Raw genomic sequence first — 21,289 nt, forward strand, 5'->3', positions numbered from 1 at the left:
GCGCGGCCGGCTCGAGCGCCCGGCCCCGGTGCGGGCGCGACGCCGGGCCCGGCGCCGTCAGAGGTTCTCGCGCAGCCAGCCGATGTCGCCGGCCTGGCCGGCGGCGGGCGTCTCCACCACGACCGGCGCGTCCGCGGCCCGCACCACGGTCAGGATCAGCTCGGGGTCGATGCTGCCGCTGCCGAGGTTGGCGTGCCGGTCGGCGCCGGAGCCGAAGGCGTCCCGGCTGTCGTTGCAGTGCACGAGATCGATGCGGCCGGTTATGGCCTTGATCCGGTCGACGGCGTCGACGAGCTCCTCGCCGGCGGCGTGCGCGTGGCAGGTGTCGAGGCAGAAGCCGAGCTTGTCCTCCAGCGCGGGGACCCCCGACAGCACCTCCCACAGCCGGGCGATCCGGTCGAACCTGCGGGCCATGGCGTTGCCGCCGCCCGCGGTGTTCTCGATGAGCACCGGGATCGGGCACTCGGTGCGCTCGAACACCTTGCGCCAGTTCTCGAAGCCCGTCTCCGGGTCGTCGTCCTTCAGCACGTGCCCGCCGTGCACGATCAGGCCCTTCGCGCCGATCGACGCGGCCGCCTCCAGCTGCTGGGCGAGGTTCTTGCGGCTCGGGATCCGGATCCGGTTGTTGGACGTCGCGACGTTGATCGTGTACGGGGCGTGCACGTAGACGTCCACGCCGGAGCCCTCCAGCGCCTCGACGCCCGCCGGCAGGACGGGCTTCTTCCAGCCCTGCGGGTCGCCCAGGAAGAACTGGACGACGTCGGCTCCGACCGCGCGGGCGTTGGCGAGCGGGTCGGTCTGGTCGACGTGGGCTCCGATGCGCATGGCACCGAGGTTATCCGCGCGGTCGGACGTTTCGCCCCGCAACGCGCTTCACCGCTCGGTCAGAGGGAGAAGCCGCCGTGGCTGATCGCGAAGCCGGCGCCGACGAACGAGCCGACCATGCCGATCACGTTCAGCCAGCGCTCGTTGGTCGTCGCCGAGATCATCTGCGAGACGAGCGCGAGCGGCAGGCCGATCACGCCGACCACCAGGCCGGCGAAGTGGGCCGCGGGGACGCCGCCGCCGAGGACGAGGGCGGCGATCCCGAGGGTGAACGACGCGACGGCGAGGACGTCCTGCAGCCGGTGGCTCTCGGCCTCCGCGCTGCTCCCGGCGGTCGCGTGCCTCGTCCCGGCTACCTCCTCTGGCATCCGGACCTCCCTCACTTCGTGGTGCCCGCGCGGGACGCATGGTGAGCGCGGGACCGGACGGACCATGTGCGTAAAGGAATGCCCAGCCGATCCGAAGATCAACCGGCGGCGGCGCTCGGAAATGTCGGCGGCACCCGGTACGGTCGAACATGGATTCGAGAACACCGGTCGGGATCCGCCGCCGCGGATCCGGGAGGAGCGCGAACCGTGAGGGAGAGCGTGCCGGCCCGCGCGGGCCGGGGAGCGGAGGCGAGGCGATGAACTCCAGCGAACTCGGGGTCGTCGGCGACGTGGAGCTCGTCGAGGAGCTGTCCATGCTGACCACCCAGACGGCGCGCATGCGCGCCCGGATGGCCGACATCATGGCCGAGCTCGACCGGCGGCGCCGCAGCACGGCCGGCCATCCGGCCGCCCGGCGCTAGCGGTCCGCGGCCCCGCGGGTCCGCGGGGCCGCCCGGAACAGGCTCGTACGCTGCCGACTGTTGGTAGCCTGTACCGGTCTCGTGGCAGGTGCGCCCGGCGAATCTGGGTCCGGCGCCGCCGCGGGAGACGCAAGAGCCCTCCTGTCACGGAGAGACCGTGACCGCCAGTCCAGAGGAGGTAGGGACACAGCATGCGTCGTTACGAACTGATGGCGATCCTCGACCCCGGCATCGACGAGCGCACCGCGAACGCGGCGCTCGACCCGTTCCTGAAGGTCGTGAAGGACGGCGGCGGCAGCGTCGAGAAGGTCGACGTCTGGGGCCGCCGGCGTCTGGCGTACGACATCCAGAAGAAGTCCGAAGGCATCTACGCGGTGGTCGACCTGTCGGCTGAGCCTGCCACGGTCAAGGAGCTCGACCGGCAGCTCAACCTGAGCGAGTCGATCCTCCGTACCAAGGTCATCCGCCCCGAGGTCCACTGAGCCCGGCTCAGCCCTCACACCAGCCGGAGCGAGCTCTATGGCAGGCGACACCGTAATCACGATCGTCGGGAACCTCGTCGAGGACCCGAACCTCCGCTTCACCTCCAGCGGCCAGGCGGTCGCGTCCTTCCGCATCGCGTCGACGCCGCGGTTCTTCGACCGCCAGAGCAACGACTGGAAGGACGGCGAGGCGCTCTTCCTGACGTGCAACGTCTGGCGGCAGGCCGCCGAGAACTGCGCCGAGACCCTGCAGCGCGGCATGCGCGTGATCGTGCAGGGCCGGCTCAAGCAGCGCTCGTACGAGACCCGCGAGGGTGAGAAGCGCACCGTCTTCGAGATCGAGGTCGACGAGGTCGGCCCGTCGCTGCGCAACGCCACCGCCAAGGTCAACAAGACCCAGCGGCAGGGCGGCGGCGGTGGCGGATTCGGCGGCGGCGGTCAGGGTGGCGGCGGCGGCTTCGGCGGCGGTGACCAGGGCGGCGGCGGTTTCGGTGGCGGCGGCCAGCAGGGCGGTGGCGGCGGCTTCGGCGGCGGCGGCGCCCAGCAGGGCGGCCAGGCCAACGACCCCTGGGCCACCAGCGGTGGCGGCGGCGGGGGCGGCGGCGGCTTCTCCGACGACCCGCCGTTCTGACCGGCACCTGAACAGCAAGACCAACGACATTTCCACGTCCATTCCCGCGTGAGCGGGGCTCTCCCAAAGGAGCACCACGATGGCGAAGCCACCTCCCCGCAAGCCGAAGAAGAAGGTTTGCGTTTTCTGCCAGGAGAAGATCTCCTACGTCGACTACAAGGACACGGGCCTGCTGCGGAAGTTCATCTCCGACCGCGGCAAGATCCGGGCCCGGCGGGTGACCGGCAACTGCACCCAGCACCAGCGGGACGTCGCCGTGGCGATCAAGAACGCCCGCGAGATGGCGCTGCTGCCTTACACCAGCACCGCGCGCTGAGGCAGGGGGTAACGAACATGAAGCTCATCCTGACCCAGCAGGTCTCCGGGCTCGGCGAGCCCGGTGACGTCATCGAGGTCCGCGACGGCTACGGCCGCAACTACCTCGTCCCCCGCGGGTTCGCGATCAAGTGGACCCGGGGCGCCGAGAAGGAGATCGACTCGATCAAGAAGGCGCGTTCGGCCCGCGAGATCGCGACCGTCGAGCACGCCAAGGAGGTCGCCGGCCAGCTGGCCGCGCTGCGCGTGACGCTGCGCACCCGCACCGGCAGCAACGGCCGGCTGTTCGGCGCGGTGACCGCCGCCGACATCGCCGAGGCCGTGCGCGCCGCCGACGGTCCCGAGCTGGACCGCCGCCGGATCGAGATCGGCAACCCGATCAAGACGGTCGGCACCCACCGGGTGAGCGTCCGGCTGCACAGCGACGTCAACGCCACGATCGACGTGAACGTCGTCGAGGCCTGACCCGCTTTTCGAACGACCCTCGCGTACCGGGATCAACCCGGACGCGGGGGTCGTTCCGCTTTCCGGCCGGACGTGCGCCGCCGGTCCGCGTCGCCTCAGGTCCCCGCAATCTCTTGCACAAGAACAGGGCCAACCCCTCCCGGATCTCTCTGGGTTTCATGTGAAACGTCCCTGAACCGCCCGTTGTTTGGGTGATCGTCTGAGCGGCCATGACGTTCCGTGATCAGATCATCGCGGGGCGAAGGGGGACGGTGTTGATCGCGCAATCGGGGGACGGCGCGGCCGGCCGGGAACGCGACGGGACGGCGGTGACGCGCCGGTCGGTCATCGGCGGCGTGGTGGGCGCGGGGCTGCTGGAGGTCCTGGCGTTCGGATCACCGTTCCAGGGCACGGCGACGGCGGACGCGGCGCCGGACGCGCCCCTGTTCACCGCGGACGCCCCGCGCGTCTACACGCGCGCCCAGTGGAGGGCCCGGTCGCCGAAGCGCCCGGGCAGGGTCCTCGGCCGCGCGCCGGACCACATCGTCGTGCACCACACCGACACGGCGAACTCCAACGACCTCACGGTCGCGCACGCGTTCGGGCTGTCGCGCTACATCCAGAACTTCCACATGGACAAGCGGGGCTGGGACGACTGCGGGCAGCACCTCACCATCAGCCGGGGCGGTTTCGTGATGGAGGGCCGCAACCGGAGCCTGGCCTCCGTCCGGGACGGTGACCTGGTGGTCGGCGCGCAGGTGCTGCACAACAACGAGCACACCATCGGGATCGAGAACGAGGGCACCTACATGAAGAAGGCGGTCCCGGGCCGCCTGTGGTCCTCGCTGACGGAGGTGTGCGTGTGGCTCTGCCGGGCGTACGACCTCGACCCGGCCGAGGCCATCGTCGGGCACCGCGACTACAACAGCACCTCGTGTCCGGGCGATGTGCTGTACTCGCGGTTGCCGACGCTGCGCCGGGCGGTCGCGGCGCGGCTGGAGGGCTCGTCGGGCGGGGGACCGAAGACGAAGCCGAAGGCACCGCCGAAGCCGAACGATTCGGGCGACGGGCAGGGCGGGAACCCGTACGACTACTACCACGGCGACGACGGCGACGACTGGCCGGGACTGCTCAACCTGAACTGGTGACCCGGCCGGGGAGTCGCGGCCGGGGCCGCGCTCAGGTGTCGGGGGTCGTGTAGCGGGTGCGGCGGCGGGCGATCTCCGGGTCGAGGCCCTCGACCAGCGACCAGATGCCGGCGACGCGTTCCACCAGGGTCTCCGGCGGCAGCCCGGCCAGGCCCTCCGCCGCCAGGTCCTCGATCGCCTGCGTCAGCCGGGCCATCCGCTCGCCATGGGTGGAACACATGTTCGAATAGTAGCGAGTGGGGCGGGGGAGACGGGTGCGCTTCCAGAAATCCCCGCCTCCCCCGCGCGGCGCCGGACCTCAGGCCGCGGGCACCCGCGCGGCGCCGAACCAGCGGGCCAGCGTGCCGCCGAGCGGCGCCGGGTCGTCGGACGTCCACGCGACGAACCCGTCCGCCCGCACCAGGATCGACGCGCCCGGCGCCAGGTCGCAGGACCCGGCGACCACGTCGACGCGGCCGGCCCAGTCCGCCGCCTCGGCGGCGTGCGCGCCGTCCGCGGCGATGACCAGCCCGCGCCCGGACCGCTGGAGGTCGGCGAGCCGCACCTCGCCGCCGGACGTCCGGACGGTCGTCTCCGGTGCGTAGCAGCGGCCGACGAGGTCCTGTGCCGAGCCGAGGTCGTACCGCACGTCCGTCCCGGTGATCAGGCCGGTGAGGTAGCGGTTCGCGTCGTCGTGGTCGAGCATCCGGGTGACGATCTCGCGCAGAGCGTCCACGTGCGGGCCGGGCTGGAGCAGCGCCACCTGCGCGCGCGTGTTGTCCAGCACGCGCTCCGCGACCGGCCGCCGCTCCTCGGTGTAGGTGTCGAGCAGGGCGTCCGGCGCCTCGCCGCGCGCGACCAGCGCGAGCTTCCAGCCGAGGTTCGCGGCGTCGCCGAGGCCGAGCAGCAGGCCCTGCCCGCCGAACGGCGAGTGCACGTGCGCGGCGTCCCCCAGCAGCAGGACGCGCCGGTCGCGGTACGTGCCGGCCAGGCGCGCGTTGTCGGTGAAGCGGGTGAGCGACGACGCCGACCGCAGCGTGACCCGCGTGCCGGTGATCCGCCGCGCGGCGGCCTGCACCTCCTCCAGCGTGACGGGCGCGTCGCGGTCGGCGGGCGGGCCGCCGAACTCGACCATGAGCAGCCGTCCGGGCATCGGCCCGTTGACCATGAGGCCGCGGGGGAAGCGGGTCCAGCCGGGCGGGGCGAAGCCGGGGTCGTCCAGGTCGGCGAGGGCCTGGTGGCCGGTGATGACGCCGTCCGTGCCGGGGAACGCGAAGCCGCCGAGCTTGCGGACGCGGCTGCGCCCGCCGTCGGCGCCGGCGAGGTGCCCGGCGCGCAGCTCGTACCGTCCGTCCGGGCCGTCGACGGTCACCGTGACGCCGGTGCCGTCCTGCTCGAAGCCGGTGAGGTCGTGCTCGCGCCGGATGGCGGCGCCAAGCCCGGCGGCGTGCTCGGCGAGCACCTCCTCGAGCCGGTCCTGCGGGATCATGGTGAGGCCCGCCGCGGGGTAGGGCGTCTCGCGCAGCGCCCAGATCCCGGCGAAGTGGCCGCGCACCACCGGTCCGCCGCCCGTGCCGCGGTGCCGCGGGGGCTTGCCGAGCCCGGCCAGGACCTCCCGCTGGACCCGCGCGACGGCCTCGGTGAGGCCGCGCCGGTCGAGCATCTCGGCGGCGCGCCCGTGGATGGCGCCCGCCTTCACCCGCCGGTCGACCGCGGCGAGCCGTTCGAGGACGACCACCTCGACGCCGTGCATCCGCAGCTCGACGGCCAGCGCGAGGCCGACGGGCCCCGCGCCGGAGATGACGACGTCCGTGCGCTCCTGCCGCATGGCTCCTCCTTAACGGCGTTAAATTTAACGCTGTTAAGGATGCCTTTAACGCTGTTAAGCTGTCAACCCGGAGGAGAGGGGAACCGGTGAAGCTGGAGCGGGACGAGGTCGTCCGCACCGCCGTCCGCCTGCTGGACGAGGTCGGCCTGGACGGGTTGAGCCTGCGTCGGCTGGCCCGCGAACTGGGTGTGCAGGCGCCCGCGCTCTACTGGCATTTCAAGAACAAGCAGGAGCTTCTCGACGAGATGGTCTCGATGATGGCCGTCGAGGGGTACGGGCCGGACGCCCCTGGTCCGGGCCAGTCATGGGACGACTGGTTGGCGGACCGCGCCCGCCACCTGCGCAACGGCTACCGCGCCCACCGCGACGCCGTCCGCCTCGCCGCAGGCAGCCGCCCCACCGCCGACCGGGGACCCGCGATCGAGGGGATGCTCCGCGTGATGTGCGACGCCGGGTTCACGCCGGGCGAGGCGCTGCTCAACATGCTCGCGCTCACCGACTACATCGGCGGAGCCGTCCTGGAGGAGCAGGCGGGGCTCGGCCGCGACGACGACGGGCTCGACCGCCTGGAGGGCGCGCCGCCCGCCGGTGACCTGCTCGCCGAGGCCGTCGCCGAGGTCCAGGGATCCGAGGACGCCTTCGAATACGGGCTCGGGCTCCTCCTCGACGGGATGCGCGCGCGGCTCGCCGCCCGCGAGGCCGCTACCGGACGGCGCCCGTCACCATCCACCGGTCGCCCCGGGCCCGCAGCCCCAGCGTGACCAGCCGCGTTCCCATCCACAGGCCGATCGCCGCCCAGAGCCCGGCGATCCCCGCGTCCGCCCCGTACAGCAGCAGCGCCGCCGGCAGGAACACGACCGTCGCCACCAGCGTCGTCACGGCCAGGTACGCGCCGTCGCCCGCGCCGATCAGGATCCCGTCCAGGACGAACACCACGCCCGCGACCGGCTGCAGCACCGCCACCAGCACCAGCGACACCAGCAGCAGATGCCGGACGTCGCCGTCCGAGGTGAACAGGTCCGGCAGCCACGGCCGCACCGCGAGCACGGCCAGCCCGAACACCACCCCGCAGACCACGCCCCAGCCGACCATCCGCCGGGTGACCGCCCGCGTCCCGGCCACGTCCGCCGCGCCCAGGTACCGGCCGGTGATCGCCTGCCCCGCGATGGCGATGGCGTCCAGCGCGAACGCCAGCAGCGTCCACACCTGGAACCCGACCTGGTAGGCGGCGATCTCCGCGTCGCCCATCCGCGCCGCGATCGACGTCCCGACGATCAGCACGATCCGCAGCGCGGCCGTCCGCAGCAGCAGCCCGAAGCCGGCCGTCGCCGAGGTGCGGATCCCCGCCCAGTCCGGGCGGACCGGCGCGCCCTCCCGCCGCGCGCCCCGCAGCACCACGGCCACGTACACCGCCGCGCTGCCGGTCTGCGCGAGCACGGTGCCCCACGCCGACCCGGCGATCCCCCACCCGAGCACCAGCACGAACACCGCGTTGAGCAGCAGGTTCAGCGAGAACCCGCCGATCGAGACGGCCAGCGGCGTCCGGGTGTCCTGCAGGCCGCGCAGGACGCCCGTACCGGCCAGCACCACCAGCATCGACGGGATCCCGAACAGGCTGATCCGCAGGTACGTCTCCGCGTACGGCGTCACCGAGGCGGACGCGCCGAACGCGTCCACGATGTTGGGGATGAGCGGCCAGCCCGCCGCGATCAGCACCGCGCCGATCGCGACCGCCAGCCACATCCCGTCGATGCCCTGCCGGACCGCCGCCCGCCGGTCCCCCGCGCCGATCTGCCGCGCGACCCCGGCCGTCGTGCCGTACGCCAGGAAGACGCACAGGTAGACCAGCGTGTTCAGCGCCTGCCCGGCGACGCCGAGCCCGCCGAGCTGCGCCGTCCCGAGATGGCCCACGATCGCCGAGTCGGACAGCAGGAACAGCGGTTCGGCGACGAGCGCGCCGAACGCCGGCACCGCCAGGCGCAGGATCTCCCGGTCATGCCCGCTCGCCCGGAACCTCAGCACTGCGCACTCCGGCCTCTGTAAGACTTCAAAGAAGTTCACACCTTACAGCACCCGGATCCGCCGACTTTCTCTCCCCCACACCCGGTGGACGGCGTTACCGCAGCTCACGACGGTACCGGTAAGGCGGCGAACGGAGTTTCCCCAGAGTTGTCCACAGGTCGTGCACAACGTGTCCCGCGTGTCTGCACAGGTATTCCACAGGTTCGTCCACAGGACGCTTTGCTCTGGACCGCGTGGGCTCGGGAGAATGTCGGACGCCTGAGGTAGACGTGGGATGAACGGTCGGCGATGGGCGGACGGGGCGCCCGGCGGCCGCGAGGGAAAGGGGGTGCGCCAGGTGAGCGTGACCGAGCTCGGACCGCACGAGCAGGAGTTCGAACGCACCCCACCGCACGACATCGCGGCCGAGCAGGGCGTCCTCGGCGGCATGCTGCTCTCCCAGGACGCCATCGCCGAGGTCGTCGAGGTGCTGCGCACCCAGGACTTCTACCGCCCCGCGCACCAGATCATCTACGACATCGTCCTCGACCTGTACGGCCGCGGCGACCCCGCCGACGCTGTCACCGTCTCCGGCGAGCTCACCAAGCGCGGCGAGATCGGCCGCATCGGCGGCGCCCCCTACCTGCACACGCTGATCTCCTCGGTGCCCACCGCCGCCAACGCCGGCTACTACGCCAAGATCGTGCACGAGCGCTCGGTGCTGCGCCGCCTGGTCGAGACCGGCACCCGGATCGTCCAGATGGGCTACGCCGCCGACGGCGCCGACGCCGACGAGGTGCTCGACCGCGCCCAGGCCGAGGTCTTCGCCATCGCCGAGAAGCGCGCCGGCGAGGACTACGTGGCGCTCAGCGAGATCATGCCCGGCGCCCTCGACGAGATCGAGGCGATCGGCAGCCGCGGCGGCCAGATGGTCGGCTGCCCCACCGGCTTCGCCGACCTCGACGCCCTCACCAACGGCCTGCACCCCGGCCAGATGATCGTCGTCGCCGCCCGCCCCGCGATGGGAAAGGCACTGGGGCTGGACACCCCGCTCCCGACCCCCGCGGGATGGACGACGATGGGCCGGGTCCAGGTCGGCGACCACCTGATCGGAGCCGACGGGAAGCCGACCCGCGTCGTCGCGGCCACCGAGGTCATGCACGGCCGCCCCTGCTACGAGGTCGAGTTCTCCGACGGCGAAGTGATCGTCGCCGACGCCGAGCACCAGTGGCGCACCATCACCGGCGACGGTCCAGTGGACCGCCGCGGTGACCGAGCGCACGGGGCGCGACGCACCGGTGGCGACGAGGGCCCGGCGGGCGGCGGACGGCCCGCCACGGGCGACACCCCGCAGGACCGTCGCGGCGGCGCCCAGGATTTCCTCGATCACCATGAGCGGCATGCCTTCGAGGGGGCGCGGCTGGTCACGGCCGGCGTCGGCGCGGGCAAGACGGAGGCGTACCTCGTCGGCGGTGCCCGCCACTCGCGCACGACCGGCGTGTGGTCGCGGACGTCCGGTGCCCGAAGCGAGGCCTGCACCTCGTGGTCGCCCGCGCGTCCTCGCCGCGCCGGCGAGCGCAACGTCAGCGCCGCCTGCGCCGCCGAGGGCGAGCGGGAGCGCGCGCGGGACTCGGCACGGCCGGGGATCCGGACGACCGAGGAGATCTTCGCGTCGGTGCGCCGCGGCGGGCGTCTCGTCCACGCCGTGGAGGTCGCCGGGGCCTTCGACCTGCCCGAGGCCGACCTCCCCGTCGACCCCTACGTCCTCGGCGCGTGGCTCGGCGCGGGGGAGGACGGCGACGAGGCCATCACCTGCCTCGACGGCGCGGTCCTCGCCCAGATCGAACTGGCCGGCCAGCCGGTCGTCCCCGAGCCCTTCCCGGGCTGCTACCGGCTGCCCGGGCTGCGCGGGCACCTCGCCGACCTCGGCGTGCTGGACGGCAGGCACGTCCCGGCCGCGTACCTGCGGGCGTCCATCGCCCAGCGCCGCGCGCTGCTGGCCGGCCTCCTCGACGTCTGCGGAAAGACCTCGCCCGACGGCCGCGTCCACGTCGTCGTCCCCTCCGCACGGCTCGCCGAGGGGATCGGTGAGCTCGTCCTGGGCCTCGGCCACCGCGCCACCCGGACCCTCGACCCGGCGGGCGAGCCGATGCACCAGATCGGCTTCACCCCGCACGAGACGGTGTTCCGGTCCCCGCACAAGGCCGGCCGGCAGCGCACGGCCGTCCACGGCGACGCACGGGTGCGGCACATTGTGGACGTGCGGCCGGTCCCGAGCGTGCCGGTGCGGTGCGTCCAGGTCGACAACGCCGACCACATGTACCTGGCCGGGCGGTCCTGCATCCCGACGCACAACTCGACGCTGGCGCTCGACTTCGCCCGCGCCGCGTCCATCAAGCACGGCCTGACCTCGGCGTTCTTCAGCCTGGAGATGGGCCGCAACGAGATCACGATGCGGCTGCTGTCGGCGGAGGCGCGGGTGGCGCTGCACGCGATGCGGTCCGGCACCATGCAGGACGAGGACTGGACGCGCCTCGCCCGCCGGATGAGCGAGGTCGCCGAGGCGCCGCTGTTCATCGACGACTCGCCGAACATGTCGATGATGGAGATCCGGGCGAAGTGCCGGCGGCTGAAGCAGCAGCACGACCTGCGGCTGGTGATCATCGACTACCTGCAGCTGATGACGTCCGGCAAGCGCGTCGAGAGCCGCCAGGTCGAGGTGTCGGAGTTCTCCCGCTCGCTGAAGCTGCTCGCCAAGGAGCTCGGCGTCCCGGTCATCGCGCTGTCGCAGCTCAACCGAGGCCCCGAGCAACGCACCGACAAGAAGCCCATGGTGTCCGATTTGCGTGAGTCTGGCTCGATTGAGCAGGATGCGGACATGGTGATCCTGCTGCATCGCGAGGACGCCTACGAGAAGGAGTCGCCGCGCGCGGGCGAGGCCGACCTGATCGTGGCCAAGCACCGTAACGGCCCGACCGCCACGGTGACGGTGGCATTCCAGGGCCACTACAGCCGCTTCGTCGACATGGCCCAGTAGCGGGTCCATGCCCGGCGGGAACCCGTCCGGCGACAATCCCGAGGGCGCTGTCCGGCGTGCGGACAGCGCCGGGCGGATCGGCGGTGCCCCGGCGCCACGGCACCGACGTGGCGCGGTCGCAGGTCGCCGGGGGCATCGCGCTCCTGTGCGCCGTCGAGACCCGGACGCTCCTGAAGGCCACCGGGTACCTCCCGCCGCCGCGCGGCTGGAGCGGCGGGCCGGAGTCCTCGCGCGGTCCCCCTGGGAACGAGGCGAGCTTTCGGTGAACTTGGGCGGGTTTGGTGGCGTCCATGTGGGGGTGGAGGCTGGGCGTTGGTGGGTGCGGGGCGCGGTGCTGGTGGTCGCTGCCGTTGCGGTCGTGGTGGGGGTCGCCGGGTTGGTGACGGCTGACCGGGGGGTCGAGCGGCGGTCCGGGGTGGTGTCGGGGGTGCCGGTGGAGGTGGTGCGGCCCGAGGGAGAGGCGCGGCGGCTTCCCGGGGTGGTGGTCGCGCACGGGCTGTCGGCGAGCATGCAACTCATGCGGGGGTTCGCGGACACGCTGGCGCGTCGCGGGTACGTGGTCGAGCTGGTGGATCTCGCGGGTGGCGGCGCCAATACCGAACGGTTGCCGAACATGGGGGACGGGCCGGCCGCGGACGCGCGGCTGGATCGGGATCTGGACGTCGCGGTCCGTCATCTGCGGACCTTGCCGGGGGTGGACGGTGCGCGGATCGGCCTTCTCGGTCATTCGATGGGCGCCGCCGCCGTGGTGCGTTACGCCGAAGCGCATCCGGACGTTCAGGCGACGGTGGCCATTTCGCAGGGGACGATGCCGTTCGGCGGGACGGCCTCGCAGCCGCGGAACCTGCTCCTGCTAGCGGGCGGATTGGAGTTCCCCGACTTCCGTGACGGGGCCGTCGGCGCGCTGCGGGCGGCTTATCCACAGGGGCGTACAGGCGTCACGTACGGGGATCCGCGCGCTGGGACGGCGCGGCGGGCCGTCATCGTGGGCGGCGCCGAACACGTCGGTGTCCTCTTCCAGCCGCGGACGCACCGTGAGGCGGCCGCCTGGTTCGATCGCGCCTTCGGCCGTCCCGCCGGTGGCGGTGGTGTCGGGATCCGGCCGTTCCAGCGGGCGGGATCGGCGATGCTGCTGCATCTGGCGGCCGTGCTGAGTTTCGCCGCGATCGCGTCTGCGCTGCTGGGGCGGCCCGGTGGTGAGCGCGGCGGGCACGCGAAGCTCCCGTTGCCCCTTGTTCTGGGTGTGCCGGCGGGCGCTGTCCTGGTGGCGGTCGCGGCCGTCGCGGTGATTCCGCTGGGGTTGCTTCCGGTGGGGTTGGCGGGGCCGCTGGCCGGGTTCTTCGGCGTGATCGGTGTCCTGTGCGCCGCGGTGCGGCTCGTCCGGCGGCGGGGTCGCGAGGAGGCGGGCGGACGGTCGTGGAGGCGGATCGCCACGGCCGCTGCCGTGCTGGTGGTGCTGACGGTGGTGTCGTTCGCCGTGCCGGCTCAGCTGGGCTGGGCGCACGCCGTTCCGGTCGGGCCCCGGCCTTGGGCGCTGGCGGCGGTCGCCTTGTGCGCCATGGTGTTCTTCGCCGGGATCGAGACGCTGTGCGAGGGATACGGCGCACGCGTCGCCGCGCTGGTCCACGCCTGGACGGCGGCCGGCGCACTGGCCGGTCTGGGGCTGGCCGCCGTCCTCGGCCTGGTGTCGTGGTTCGTGCTGCTGGTGGCGCCGCTGATCGCCGCGCTGCTGGTCTGGCAGGGCGTCCAGGCGGCGGCGCTGCGCGCGGCGCGGGCGCCCGTGTGGCTGACCGCGCTGGTCGGCGGCGTCCTGCTGGCCTGGCCGATCGCGGTGACGATGCCGATCGGCTGACCGGCGCGCCGCGTCAGGAACGGGTCTTCGCGTGGTGGTCGGTGACGCGGGTGAGCAGCCCGGTGAGCTGGTCGCGTTCGGGCGGGGACAGCGGGGCGAGCAGCGCGTCCTGGATGCCGGCCAGGACCTCGTCGAGTTCGCGCAGGTGGCGGCGGCCGGCGGGGGTGAGCGTGATGATGTTGCGGCGCCGGTCGGCCGGGTCGGGGGCGCGCTCGACCAGCTTCTTGGCGGCCATCTCGTTGAGGGCGGCGACGACGTCGCTGCGGTCGATGGCGGCGCGCCGGCCGAGGTCGGCCTGGCTGGCCGGGCCGTACTCCTCCAGGGTGGCGAGCAGCCGGTAGTGGTATCCGCGCGCGCCGGCGGCGGCGAAGCCGTCGGCGACGAGCCGGTGCCCGTGCGCGGAGGCCTGGCTGATCAGCCAGGTGGCGGCGTGCCGGAGCCGTTCGGGCGGCCGGGCGTCGTCGGAGATCACGCGCGCCAGTCTACTCGTTGGCCGGGCCAACGATAGACGTCCGCGGTACCCGCCGCGCCTCAGGGGGCGGTGAGCCGCTCCGACAGGTCGCGGAGGCGGGCGCGGGCCTCCGGGTCGTAGGCCTGGTCGCTCGCGCGGGACTCCCGCAGCCCGTTGAAGAACCGGCCGGACACCTCGTCCAGGGCCGGGTCGGTGACGAGCCGGTGCGTCGCGCGGACGCCCTCCTCCAGCGTGCTGATCGGCGACGGGACCATTTTCGTCGGCATGTAGGTGGCCGGGTGCAGGGCGTTCGCGGTGACGCCCGTCCCGGCCAGCTCGGCGGCGAGGTCGACGGTGAACATGATCTGCGCGAGCTTGCTCTGGCCGTACGCCCGCGTCCCGCTGTAGCCGCGGGTGATCATCGGGTCGTCGAAGTCGATAGCGGCCTGCCCGAGGCTGCTGACGTTGACGATCCGGGCCGGCGCGGAGGCGGTCAGCACCGGCAGCAGCAGCCGGGTCAGCAGGTAGCCGGACAGGTAGTTGACCTGGAAGGTCAGCTCGTGGCCGTCGGCGCTCTCCTGGCGCGGCCCCGCGGTCCCGATCCCGGCGTTGTTGACCAGGACGTCCAGCCGCGGATGGTCGGCGCGGACGGCCTCGGCGAGCGCGCGGGTCTCGGCGAGCGAGGCCAGGTCGGCGCGGTACCAGGACGCCCGGCCGCCGATCTCCTTGAGGGTGTCCTCGCCGCGCCGGTCGTCGCGGCCGTGCACCAGCACCGTCGCGCCCTCGGCGGCGAGCTCGCCGGCCAGGGCGCGGCCGAGCCCGTCGGTCGCGCCGGTGATCAGGATGGTCTGCTGGTCGATGGGACGCATGGCCCCATCCTGCTCGGCGGGCGGCGCAGGTAACCAGGGCCCGCCCAACCTGGTATCCGATCTACCAGGCTGGGCGCGCCCGCCCCGTGCCGCGGGACGCGGGTCACGGCCGGTCGAGGAAGTCCCGGACGAGTTTCACGAACTCATCCGGCCGCTCCCCCATGGCGACGTGGCCGGTGTCCAGCTCGGCGTACTCGCTGCCCCGGATGCCCGCGAACACCTCCCGGTGGTTCTCGACGGGGATCGTCTGGTCGAGGGACGCGCCGATCACCAGGGTCGGCGCCGTGATCCTCGGCAGCAGGGAGCGGATGTCGAGCCGCCGGACGAGGTCGAGCTGGCGCAGCAGGCCCTCGGTCGGCCGCATGAACGCGTGCAGTTCCTCGACCGCGTCGTGCCCGATCCGGTTGAGGAACGGGCGGCTGTGGGCGGTCAGGGTCGCGAACCGCCCGAAGGCCGCCGGGGCTTCGGCGAGCTCCAGCCACGTGGTCATGTACTGCCGGACGTACTCGTCGCCCGCGTGGGCCAGGCCCGCGACGGGCACCAGCCGCCGGACGAGGTCGGGGCGCAGCGCCGCCGCGGCCGCGGCGGTCGGCGCGCCGAGCGAGAAGCCGACCACGTCGGCCGGGCCGGCGCCGGAGTCCTCGATCACGGCGTTGACCTGCTCGGCGAGGGTCTCGATGGCCAGCGGGGAGCCGTCGTCCTCGGCCGGCTCGCTGCCGGACAGGTCGGGCAGGATCACGGTGCGGTGGCCGGTGAACCGGTCGAGCAGGCCGTCCCACATGACCGAGCCGGGGCCGGCGCCGTGCACCAGGACGAGGGCGGGCCCGGAGCCCTCGGTGCGGTAGGTCACGCGGGCGTTCCCGACGGTGAGCGTGGTCGCCATTTTCGGCCGTCCTTCGGTGTCAGTCGTTCCGGTCCGTTTTCCGGGCCCGGGTCCGTTTTCTCCGGACGCCGTCGACGCTGCCACCGCGCGTCCGCGATGAGGAGCGGACCGCTTTGGCTAGGACAGGCGGTCCCAGTCTGAGCTCTTCGAACCTGCGGGCCGGCCGCGGAATCATGGGGGCATGGAGATGGACCGCACGGAGCTCGCCGACTTCCTCCGCCGCTCCCGCGAGCGGCTGCGCCCGCAGGAGGTCGGCCTGCCCGCCGGACCGCGCCGCCGCACCCCGGGGCTGCGCCGCGAGGAGGTCTCCCAGCTCGCGGGCATGTCGGCGGACTACTACATGCGCCTCGAACAGGCCCGCAGCCCGCAGCCGTCGGGGCAGCTGCTCGGCGCGCTCGCCCGCGCGCTGCGGCTGACCCTGGACGAGCGCGACCACCTGTACCTGCTCGCCGGGCACCGGCCGCCGGCGGGCCCGCTCGCGGGCGAGCACGTCCGGCCGGGCCTGCTCTACCTGCTGGACCGGTTGCACGAGACGCCCGCGCAGATCCTCGGGGACCTCGGCGACCTGCTGGCCCAGAACGCCTTGGCCGAGGCCCTCTTCGGCTGCGTCTGCACGGTCGAGGGGCCTGACCGGAACATCGTGTGGCGGTGGTTCACCGACCCGTTCGTCCGGTCCGCGTACCCGGAGGACGAACACGAGCACCACGGCCGGCAGCACGTCGCGCACCTGCGCGCCGCCGCCGCCCGCCGCGGCAACGACGCCGCCGCGTCCGCGCTGGTCGAACGGCTGCACGGGGCGAGCGAGGAGTTCACCCGGCTATGGGAGCGGCATGAGGTCGCCGTCCACCGCACCAGCCGGATGAAGGTCCTGCATCCGGAGATCGGCGCGATCGAGTTCGACACCGAGGCCCTCCTGACCCCGGCCGAGGACCAGCGGGTGTTCGTCTTCACGCCGCCGCCCGGCTCGGGCGCCATCGAGGCCCTCGAACTCCTCCGCGTCATCGGCCCCGAGACGGCGCACCGCAGCCATGTGTGACTAGCGGACGGCGAGCCGCCACAGGGACGTCGTCTCGGCGGCGCGGGCGGCGTGGAGGGGGTCGTCGGCGTCGGCGGTGCGGGGATGGGCGGGCTTGGTGTCGAGGCGTCCGGCGACGGTCAGGCCGGACGCGTCGAACAGCGCGAGCAACTCCTCGCGCGAGCGCAGGCCGAGGTGTTCGGCCAGGTCGGACAGGATCAGCCAGCCCTCGCCGCCCGGTTCCAGGCGGCCGGCGAGGCCGCCCAGGAAACCGCGCAGCATCCGGCCGCCCGGGTCGTACACCGCGTGTTCGAGGGGCGTGGCCGGCTTGCCCGGAAGCCAGGGCGGGTTGCACACGATGAGCGGCGCGCGTCCCTCCGGGAACAGGTCGGCCTGGACGAGTTCGACGTGCTTGCCCAGGTCCAGCCGCTCGATGTTGTCTCGGGCGCAGCCAAGCGCGCGCGGGTCCTGGTCGGTGGCGACGACGCGCTGCATGCCGCGCCGCGCGAGCACTGCGGCGAGTACGCCCGTCCCCGTGCCGATGTCGAACGCGACCGTCGTCGCGGGCAGCGGCGCTTGCGCGACGAGGTCCACGTACTCGCCCCTTACCGGCGAGAACACCCCGTAGTGCGGGTGGACGCGGTCGCCCCCCAGCGCAGGGATCGGCACGCCCTTCTCCCGCCATTCGTGCGCGCCGACCAGGCCGAGAAGCTCCCGCAGGGACGTGACGTAGGGCTCGTCAGCCGGACCGTACGCCTCCGTGCACGCCGCTACGACGTCCGGTGCGCGCCTTAGCGGGATCGTGTGTCCGGACTCGACCGGGACGAGGAGCATGCCGAGCGTACGGGCGCGCTGCGCGCGCGCCTGCCGGTAGAGGTGGAACGCCTGGACCTGGGACGGCTGCTCCGCCTTGCGCCTGCGCTTACGCGGCGTCCGGTCGGCGCGCCGCGCCATCGCCGCGAGCAACTGGCGCGCGTTCTGGAAGTCGCCGCGCCACAGCAGCGCCGTGCCCTCGCAGGCCAGCCGGTACGCCTCGTCGGCCCGCGTCGCGTCGTCGGCGATCACCACGCGGCGGGGCGGGGCCGCGCCGCTCTCCGACCGCCACCGCGCCGAGCGGTCCCGGCCGTCCTCGTGCCAGCCGATCACGGTCCGCTCGTCCACAGGGAGCAGGGTAGCGGCGGCGGCGAGCCCGGTGGGACGATCCACGCATGCGCCTACCAGGTCCGTTGCACGTGCTGAACGAGGGCCTGGCCTTCCTGCTGGAGATCGCCGCGCTCGCCGCGCCGGCGTGGTGGGGCTTCACCACGGGCGGCAACGTGATCGTCCACATCGTCCTCGGCATCGGGACGCCGGCGGCGGCGATGGTCCTGTGGGGGATGTTCGCCGCGCCCCGCGCCCGCTTCAAGGTCGCGCTGCCGTTCGTCCTGCTGGTGAAGGCGGTCGTCTTCGGTGCCGGGGCCCTCGCGCTCTACGGCGTCGATCACGCGGCGCTAGCGGTCGCCTTCGCCGTCGTCGCCGTCCTCAACACCGCCCTGGCCACCGCCGACCGCGACGCCGCCTTCCGTGCCGCCGCCCAGTGACTCCATGGCGGCGAGGTCGGCGCTGGACAGGTGCCGGGACGTCTCGGCGAGCTTGCGGAGCGCGGCCTCCGACGGCGAGCCGGGCTCGGCGGCGTAGAGCATCAGCCGGCTGAGCTCGGGGTCGCCCGGCAGGTGCAGGGTCTCGAACGGCAGGACGAGCCGTCCGACGTCGGGGTGGTCGATGCGGGCCTCGCCGTACGCCAGGTCGGTGACGTGGTGCGCCGACCACAGCCGCCGGAACTCGGGGCTGCGCTCCCGCAGGTCGCCGATCAGCGCGCGCAGGTGCGGGTCGTCCGGGTCCTGCCCGGAGCGGAAGCGCAGGTAGGCGACGTTGCGGCGGGCGACCGTGATCCAGTTGTCGCCGAGCCTCGCCCGGTAGTCGGCGTTGAGGTGGATCTGGTGCGACCAGGTCCGCTCGTCCGGCGGGACGCCGGCGAGGTCGACGAAGATCGCGGCGGTGAGCCGGTTCCAGCCGACGACGTTGGTGTAGTGCCCGACGACGTATGCGGGCGCGTTGGTGATCGAGTCCAGCAGGTGCTGGAGCGGCGGACGCAGCCGGGCGGGGGCGCGCGGGCGGGAACGGCGCGGCGGATGCGCGAGCCGGTGCAGGTGGGCGCGCTCGTCGGCGTCCAGCCGCAGCGCCCGCGAGATCGCGTCGAGGATCTCGGTGGACACCCCGTCCGCCGTGCCCTGCTCCAGCCGGATGTAGTAGGCGACGCTGACGCCCGCGAGCTGTGCAAGCTCCTCGCGCCGCAGTCCCGGCACGCGGCGGCGCGTCCCGTAGGAGATGACGCCGGCGTCCTCGGGACGCAGTCGTGCCCGCCGCGACTTGAGGAAATCGCCCAGTTCGGTGTTGCGCGCCATGCCGGTGAGATTATCCGCTGATCCTGCTACTGCCGGTGGTACGAAAGGCCGGGGGCTGGGTGGGCGCGCCACGCGGCGCGAGAGTCGCTGCCATGAGCGTTCTCACGAGCGCCGCAGTGACCGCCCCCGAGCGGATGTCCCCGCGGCACAAGCTGATCCTGACCCTGCTCCTCGGCGCGCAGTTCATGCTCGCCATCGACTTCTCCATCCTCAACGTGGCGCTTCCGGTGGTCGGCCGCGGCCTCGGCTTCGGCCTGGACCAGCTGCAGTGGATCGCGACCGCGTTCGCGCTGCCCGCCGCCGGCTTCACGCTGCTGTTCGGCCGCGTCGCCGACCTGGCGGGACGGCGCCGGATGCTGCTCGCCGGCATGGCGCTGCTCGCCGCCGGCTCGCTGATCGGCGGGTTCGCCGCGTCCCCCGCGATGCTGCTGACCGGCCGCGTGCTGCAGGGCCTGGCGACCGCGATCGCGACGCCGGCGGCGCTGTCGCTGCTGACCACCTCGTTCCCCGAGGGGCCGCTGCGGACGCGGGCGCTCGGGCTGAGCGGGGCGCTGATGTCGGCCGGGTTCACCGTCGGCGCGGTGCTCGGCGGCGTGCTCACCGACCTGCTGAGCTGGCGCTGGGCGTTCCTGGTCAACGTGCCGGTCGCGGTGCTGATCCTGGCGGTGACGCCCGCGCTGGTCACCGAGAGCCGGGCGCGGGACGGCGCGCGGCTGGACGTCCCCGGCGCGGTCACCGTCACCGGCGGCCTGCTCGCCCTCGTCTACGGCATCACGGCGGCCGGGCAGCACGGCTGGACCGACCCGGTCGCCCTCGTCGCGCTGGCCGCCGCCGTCGTCCTGCTGGTCGCGTTCGTGCTGGTCGAGCGGCGTTCCCCGGCCCCGCTCGCGCCGCTGAGCGTGCTGACGCGGCGGACGGTGACCTGGGGCAACGCGGGCGGCTTCGTGGCCTTCGCGACCGAGACCTCGCTGGTGTTCCTGATGACCCTCTACCTGCAGCAGGTGCTGGACTTCTCGCCGCTGGCCACCGGCCTCGCGCTCGGCGTCCTCGGCGCCGGGACGTTCGCGGGCGGCGTCGCCGCGCCCCGGATCATGGGCCGGTTCGGCGGACGGGCGACGCTGGCCGCCGGGCTCGTCCTCCAGGCCGCCGCGACGGCCGCGCTGCTCGGCCTCGGCGCGGACCGCTCCGCGCTCCCGCTGATGCTCGCCGCGACCGCGATCGGCGGATTCGGGAACCTCGTCGCGATCGTCGCGTTCATGGGGACCGCGACGTCCGGCCTCCCGGACGGCGAGCAGGGCCTCGCGACCGGCCTCGCCACCATGACCCAGCAGGTCGCGATCACCCTCGGCATCCCGGTGATGAGCGCCGTCGCCACCGCGAACTCCTCCGTCCTCGGCGGCGTGCACGTCGCGACGCTGGTCAACGCGCTGATCGCGCTCGCCGGAGCCGCCCTGGCCGGGCTGTTCCTCCGCCGCTCCTGAACCCCTGGAAGGGACGATCCGATGGATCTCGAACTCGCCGGCAAGGTGGTCATCGTCACCGGCGCCTCCGCCGGGATCGGCGCGGCGACCGCCCGGCTGCTCGCGGACGAGGGCGCGCACGTCGTCGGCGTCGCCCGCACCCCGCCCGGGGACGGTGTCGCCGCCGACCTCACCGACCCGTCCGCCGCGCAGCGGATCGTGGACGCCGCGCTCGACCGGCACGGGCGCCTGGACGGCCTGGTCAACAACGCCGGCGCCCTCGACTCGCGGATCGGGTTCCTGGACGTGACCGACGACCAGTGGCACGCCACGTTCGAGCTGAACTTCCACGCCGCCGTCCGGATGGCGCGCGCCGCGCTCCCCGCGCTGATCGACCAGGGCGCGGGCAGCCTGGTGCACGTGGCGAGCGAGGCCGCGCGCTTCCCCGACACACCGCTGGTCGACTATGCGGCGTCCAAGACGGCGCTGCTGTCGGTGTCGAAGACGCTGGCGGGGGAGTTCGGCCGGTGCCACATCCGGTCCAACATCGTCACTCCCGGCCCCACGCGGACGCGGCTGTGGGACGAGCCCGGCGGGTTCGCCGAGCAGCTGTCGGACCAGTACGGGCTGCCGGTGGAGCAGGCGATCGACCGTTTCGTCCGGGAGGAGCGCCGGCTCCCCACGGGACGCCTCGGTACTCCGCAGGACGTGGCGCGCGTCATCGCCTTCCTGCTGTCCCCGCTGGCGTCCCAGGTGACGGGCGCCGAATGGGCCGTCGACGGGGGAGCCCTGCGGCAGATCTGAACCGGAGAAGGCGATGTGCCGGGCGCAGGCT

At 73.4% G+C, this 21,289-nt stretch carries 24 protein-coding genes; 14 read left to right on the plus strand and 10 right to left on the minus strand.

Annotation, left to right across the window (positions count from 1 at the left end; genetic code table 11):
* Positions 1-57 precede the first annotated feature (57 nt).
* Together ACA514_RS31280 and ACA514_RS31285 are read right to left on the minus strand one after the other, a co-directional pair.
* Positions 58-825, minus strand: coding sequence for a deoxyribonuclease IV (locus ACA514_RS31280; RefSeq protein ID WP_375044852.1), 768 nt, complete (start codon positions 823-825; stop codon positions 58-60).
* A 59-nt stretch (positions 826-884) separates the two neighbouring features.
* A complete protein-coding gene (locus tag ACA514_RS31285) occupies positions 885-1,193 on the minus strand; it encodes a hypothetical protein (protein WP_375044853.1) in 309 nt (102 codons plus the stop codon).
* 257 nt (positions 1,194-1,450) lie between these two features.
* Between ACA514_RS31285 and ACA514_RS31290 the strand changes: the two genes are divergently transcribed.
* From ACA514_RS31290 to ACA514_RS31315, 6 genes are all read left to right on the plus strand, one after another.
* Positions 1,451-1,615, plus strand: coding sequence for a hypothetical protein (locus ACA514_RS31290; protein ID WP_375044854.1), 165 nt, complete (start codon positions 1,451-1,453; stop codon positions 1,613-1,615).
* A gap of 191 nt (positions 1,616-1,806) precedes the next feature.
* Positions 1,807-2,097, plus strand: coding sequence for a 30S ribosomal protein S6 (rpsF, locus tag ACA514_RS31295; RefSeq protein ID WP_151540987.1), 291 nt, complete (start codon positions 1,807-1,809; stop codon positions 2,095-2,097).
* Positions 2,098-2,134: 37 nt separating this feature from the next.
* Complete coding sequence (locus ACA514_RS31300; RefSeq protein ID WP_375044855.1) at positions 2,135-2,728, plus strand: single-stranded DNA-binding protein; 594 nt, start codon at positions 2,135-2,137, stop codon at positions 2,726-2,728.
* Positions 2,729-2,807: 79 nt separating this feature from the next.
* Positions 2,808-3,044, plus strand: coding sequence for a 30S ribosomal protein S18 (gene rpsR / locus ACA514_RS31305; RefSeq protein WP_344262668.1), 237 nt, complete (start codon positions 2,808-2,810; stop codon positions 3,042-3,044).
* A 17-nt stretch (positions 3,045-3,061) separates the two neighbouring features.
* Positions 3,062-3,508, plus strand: a complete 447-nt coding sequence (gene rplI, locus ACA514_RS31310; protein WP_375044856.1) for a 50S ribosomal protein L9 — start codon at positions 3,062-3,064, stop codon at positions 3,506-3,508.
* 254 nt (positions 3,509-3,762) lie between these two features.
* Complete coding sequence (locus tag ACA514_RS31315; RefSeq protein ID WP_375044857.1) at positions 3,763-4,635, plus strand: peptidoglycan recognition family protein; 873 nt, start codon at positions 3,763-3,765, stop codon at positions 4,633-4,635.
* 31 nt (positions 4,636-4,666) lie between these two features.
* On the opposite strand, the gene ACA514_RS31320 is transcribed toward ACA514_RS31315, so the two are convergent.
* On the minus strand, positions 4,667-4,855 hold the full coding sequence (locus tag ACA514_RS31320) for a hypothetical protein (protein ID WP_375044858.1): 189 nt from the start codon (positions 4,853-4,855) through the stop codon (positions 4,667-4,669).
* A gap of 78 nt (positions 4,856-4,933) precedes the next feature.
* On the minus strand, positions 4,934-6,442 hold the full coding sequence (locus tag ACA514_RS31325; protein ID WP_375044859.1) for an FAD-dependent monooxygenase: 1,509 nt from the start codon (positions 6,440-6,442) through the stop codon (positions 4,934-4,936).
* Between the two features lie 86 nt (positions 6,443-6,528).
* On the opposite strand from ACA514_RS31325, the gene ACA514_RS31330 reads away from it, so the two are divergent.
* Positions 6,529-7,203, plus strand: a complete 675-nt coding sequence (locus tag ACA514_RS31330; RefSeq protein ID WP_375044860.1) for a TetR/AcrR family transcriptional regulator C-terminal domain-containing protein — start codon at positions 6,529-6,531, stop codon at positions 7,201-7,203.
* Here the strand turns inward: ACA514_RS31330 and ACA514_RS31335 are convergent.
* Positions 7,145-8,464, minus strand: coding sequence for an MATE family efflux transporter (locus ACA514_RS31335; RefSeq protein ID WP_375044861.1), 1,320 nt, complete (start codon positions 8,462-8,464; stop codon positions 7,145-7,147). The genes ACA514_RS31330 and ACA514_RS31335 overlap by 59 nt on opposite strands.
* Positions 8,465-8,801: 337 nt before the next feature.
* Here ACA514_RS31335 and dnaB point away from each other — a divergent pair, with 337 nt between their 5' ends.
* The 3 genes from dnaB to ACA514_RS31350 all read left to right on the plus strand — a co-directional run bounded on the left by dnaB (position 8,802) and on the right by ACA514_RS31350 (position 13,332).
* A complete protein-coding gene (gene dnaB, locus ACA514_RS31340; protein ID WP_375044862.1) occupies positions 8,802-11,480 on the plus strand; it encodes a replicative DNA helicase in 2,679 nt (892 codons plus the stop codon).
* 83 nt (positions 11,481-11,563) lie between these two features.
* Entirely contained in the window at positions 11,564-11,746 is a 183-nt protein-coding gene (locus ACA514_RS31345) for a hypothetical protein (RefSeq protein ID WP_375044863.1), read from the plus strand.
* Positions 11,743-13,332, plus strand: coding sequence for an alpha/beta hydrolase (locus tag ACA514_RS31350; RefSeq protein ID WP_375044864.1), 1,590 nt, complete (start codon positions 11,743-11,745; stop codon positions 13,330-13,332). The genes ACA514_RS31345 and ACA514_RS31350 overlap by 4 nt, the downstream gene beginning before the upstream one ends.
* A 13-nt stretch (positions 13,333-13,345) precedes the next feature.
* Here the strand turns inward: ACA514_RS31350 and ACA514_RS31355 are convergent, their stop codons facing one another.
* The 3 genes from ACA514_RS31355 to ACA514_RS31365 form a co-directional block, all read right to left on the minus strand.
* On the minus strand, positions 13,346-13,804 hold the full coding sequence (locus tag ACA514_RS31355) for a MarR family winged helix-turn-helix transcriptional regulator (RefSeq protein WP_375044865.1): 459 nt from the start codon (positions 13,802-13,804) through the stop codon (positions 13,346-13,348).
* Positions 13,805-13,863: 59 nt separating this feature from the next.
* Positions 13,864-14,652, minus strand: a complete 789-nt coding sequence (locus tag ACA514_RS31360) for an SDR family NAD(P)-dependent oxidoreductase (RefSeq protein WP_375044866.1) — start codon at positions 14,650-14,652, stop codon at positions 13,864-13,866.
* A gap of 103 nt (positions 14,653-14,755) precedes the next feature.
* Complete coding sequence (locus tag ACA514_RS31365; protein WP_375044867.1) at positions 14,756-15,535, minus strand: alpha/beta fold hydrolase; 780 nt, start codon at positions 15,533-15,535, stop codon at positions 14,756-14,758.
* Between the two features lie 181 nt (positions 15,536-15,716).
* Here ACA514_RS31365 and ACA514_RS31370 point away from each other — a divergent pair, with 181 nt between their 5' ends.
* On the plus strand, positions 15,717-16,571 hold the full coding sequence (locus ACA514_RS31370) for a helix-turn-helix transcriptional regulator (protein ID WP_375044868.1): 855 nt from the start codon (positions 15,717-15,719) through the stop codon (positions 16,569-16,571).
* Here ACA514_RS31370 and ACA514_RS31375 read toward each other — a convergent pair whose 3' ends face one another.
* Complete coding sequence (locus ACA514_RS31375) at positions 16,572-17,711, minus strand: methyltransferase (RefSeq protein WP_375044869.1); 1,140 nt, start codon at positions 17,709-17,711, stop codon at positions 16,572-16,574.
* Between the two features lie 47 nt (positions 17,712-17,758).
* On the opposite strand from ACA514_RS31375, the gene ACA514_RS31380 reads away from it, so the two are divergent.
* Positions 17,759-18,130: a YrdB family protein gene (locus tag ACA514_RS31380; protein WP_375044870.1), complete on the plus strand. Its 372-nt coding sequence runs from the start codon at positions 17,759-17,761 to the stop codon at positions 18,128-18,130.
* Here ACA514_RS31380 and ACA514_RS31385 read toward each other — a convergent pair.
* Positions 18,041-18,994 (minus strand): helix-turn-helix domain-containing protein, encoded by a 954-nt coding sequence (locus ACA514_RS31385; protein WP_375044871.1) that lies wholly within the window; start codon positions 18,992-18,994, stop codon positions 18,041-18,043. The two genes, ACA514_RS31380 and ACA514_RS31385, sit on opposite strands and share 90 nt — an antisense overlap.
* Before the next feature lie 92 nt (positions 18,995-19,086).
* Between ACA514_RS31385 and ACA514_RS31390 the strand changes: the two genes are divergently transcribed.
* Complete coding sequence (locus ACA514_RS31390) at positions 19,087-20,475, plus strand: MFS transporter (RefSeq protein ID WP_375044872.1); 1,389 nt, start codon at positions 19,087-19,089, stop codon at positions 20,473-20,475.
* Positions 20,476-20,496: 21 nt separating this feature from the next.
* On the plus strand, positions 20,497-21,258 hold the full coding sequence (locus tag ACA514_RS31395) for an SDR family NAD(P)-dependent oxidoreductase (protein WP_375044873.1): 762 nt from the start codon (positions 20,497-20,499) through the stop codon (positions 21,256-21,258).
* Positions 21,259-21,289: the final 31 nt, after the last annotated feature.

Origin of the sequence: Actinomadura sp. NTSP31 (genome assembly GCF_041951385.1) — a bacterium.
GTDB lineage: Bacteria > Actinomycetota > Actinomycetes > Streptosporangiales > Streptosporangiaceae > Spirillospora > Spirillospora napierensis.